The sequence below is a fragment of the Candidatus Omnitrophota bacterium genome (assembly GCA_034717435.1).
GTDB lineage: Bacteria > Omnitrophota > JAUWXU01 > JAUWXU01 > JAUWXU01 > JAYELI01.
The window spans coordinates 1-2,675 of the sequence record JAYELI010000018.1 but is presented as its reverse complement, the minus strand read 5'-3'; the positions used below and the strand labels follow the sequence as shown (position 1 = coordinate 2,675).

The following is a 2,675-nucleotide window of genomic DNA, read 5'->3' as shown; positions in this document are numbered from 1 at the left end:
GTAAATTATGTGAAATATCCTCCATAAAATCACTTTTTGCCCTATGTAACTTTTTTAGATCTTTATTTACCTGAATCAATCTTTGATACAATCGGGAGTTGTCAATAGCCAGAGAAAATTCGTTTGCCAGCATAACAAGAAAATTTAAATCATCTTTACTAAAAACTTTCTTGTCTCTTTTATTATTTACATTCAAAACACCAAGCACTTTCTTTCTCCGCTTTAACGGCACCGAAAGCAGGGAATTATTGAAGTACTTATCGGAATTCCATTTAATAAGCCCTTTTTCCTTTTGAATATCGGTTATCAAAAGAGGCTTTCCGTTTTGCGCCACCCGGGAAGAAACACTGTTTGACTGCCCTATTTTTATACGCGTATTCTTCATAATATCCCGGTCAATCCCAATTGCACATTTTATAGTCAATTCACTATCCTGCTCATCCAATAACATCAGAGAAGCCCTGCTTACGTTTAGAAACTTAGATACCTGCTTGATAATCTTCTGCAGGCACTTATCTAAATCCAGAGAAGAATTAAGCTGGCGGGTTATATGATAAAGTATCGAAAGCCTCTCCGGGTGATTTATGAATTTTTTATCCTTAGTATTATCTGAATTGGCCTTCATCTTTCCTCCTCCCAAAACAATACCCTTATTCCCTCATCCCCTACCCCGCCAAAGTTTACCTCTCCGGAAACCGGGTCAAGATAAGGAGAAGAGCAAGGGGTTATGGTAACGATTTCCGGTTCAATATCGGAAAGCATGATACTAGCTACGCCGGAAGTAACTTGAACCGGCTCAGATACGGCAGGACTATAAGCAGAGTCGTTGGCTGAACTTTCAGACAGGGAAACCGTAAAAGTGGTAGCGTTATCAAGCCAGATAATCGCGCCGTTGGAATCCTGAACCTGTACCTGCACCGTGGTGGTGCCTACCGAGGCAGACTTGCTAATTACCTTGATCCTTCCATAATCCACCAAGATATTCTCAGAGGTGCCGGTAACCGTGTTGTAATCGACATCACCTACGGTAAGATTAAATGTCTGGGGCTGACTGCAGGTAACCGCAAACTGATGACTGCCGTTATCGGCAGGGATAAAGGTATAATCGGCCGGCAGGCTAAGGTTGGAAACCGGCGAAAAGCGCACGGTGCCGCTGTAATTGGAGATAGCAGCAGAATTATAATCCAAGGCGGTCACGGTAACCGGGATTGGCTCATCAATATAAAAGAAGGCCCGGTCCTTGGGGATATCGCCAACGGTCAATTGGAAAGAGTGTGGAATAAAGGTAATTTCTTCAGAGTCACCGGATTTGGTAACATCTTCACTTACCGCTGTCCGGATAATAATAGTGCCTACCCTGTCATAAGAGACACTCATAACATAAGAACCATCTGTAAAACTTGTGCCTTCAGCCGAGGCCGGTGATATGCTTCCGTCACTGTCTAACGGGTCAACATAGGCCGGGGAAATTGTTATTTCTTCCTTAAAGTTAGGCGTGATTTCTCCAGAGGCGTTTTTAGCGGCAATAGTCAGTTCAAATTCCCCGGAAACTATCTGGGTAGCAGACTCCGCCGAAACTGAGAAATGGCTGGGCCTGAACAAAACCTCATTTGAAGCGCCGGTCATATTCGCATCCAGAGAATCAACGGCTTTAACCTTGATTGTCCCGCAATCAGGATAGATAACCAAAGCCGTGGCCAAACCGGCGGTGAAAGTGCAGGTTAAAGGAGTTAAAAGTTTTGTTCCTGAAGCCGGGGATGTATATTCTGCTTCCAGGTTGGCCGTGCCGTTGTAATCGGTATCAGTAGTAACGGTCCCTGATGAATTTATCCGGGCAATAAGCGTAATATTAAAAGCCGTGCCTGCCTCCTGAGGCGAGACAGCGCTAACCTCAAAGAACTTATCCGCCACAGTAACATGCTGCACCGCCGAATAGTTCTGGGTCCTATCGGTTTCTTTGCCGCCGTCGTAATCATTATCGTAAGCATATACCTGATAATAAACTATGGTGCCGTTGGACTGGCCGGTAACAGGCGTATCGGTAATATAGGTGCCGCATCCATCGCCATCCACTGACTGGGCGCTCATTTGAATTTCCTGTGAGCCGCTCATCCCGGCGTTGGCGGCCCAAAGGAGATGCACACCCTGTCCTGTAGAGCCTGTGGTATCGTCGTAAACTCCGCTTGGATCAGAGATATAACAGGTAATATTAAAAGTGGTATCTTGATTGGCGTATTCCGGAGAAAAGTTGGTGAATGTCGGGCCTTCCCAATCCTCATCCACGGTATAATTTATCGTTACTTCTTCCAAAACAGGACTGCTGCCGCTTTCCAGGAAACATTTATACTGCAGCCATTGACAACCGGTTAAATCATCGTTTATTTCTTCTCCTGATGTTTCATAATAATCCCCGGTGCCGGCAGGGCCTAACCAATCAGTCCAGGTGCCGGGTGAACCGCTGTTATCTTCGGCAGCGCGTAAGCGAAATTTTACAGAAGAAGCACCTGGCGTGGAAGCAATCCATTCAATAGAGTCAAAGGTGCTTATCTCTCCGGCATCAAACTGTGAGGAGGTAACCTCTGCGGAAGCAAAATACTCCATTCCCTTATACCTGTAAATATAACCTCCATAAAGGTCTCCCAGCCAGACCTTGTTATTCACCCAGTCATACTGGC

At 45.3% G+C, this 2,675-nt stretch carries 2 protein-coding genes; both read right to left on the bottom strand.

What is annotated here, in order from left to right; genetic code table 11:
• On the bottom strand, positions 1 to 625 hold a 625-nt coding region (locus U9Q08_01135), incomplete at its 3' end, for a GAF domain-containing protein (protein MEA3328337.1).
• On the bottom strand, positions 622 to 2,675 hold a 2,054-nt coding region (locus U9Q08_01130), incomplete at its 5' end, for a hypothetical protein (GenBank protein MEA3328336.1). The genes U9Q08_01130 and U9Q08_01135, both read right to left, overlap by 4 nt.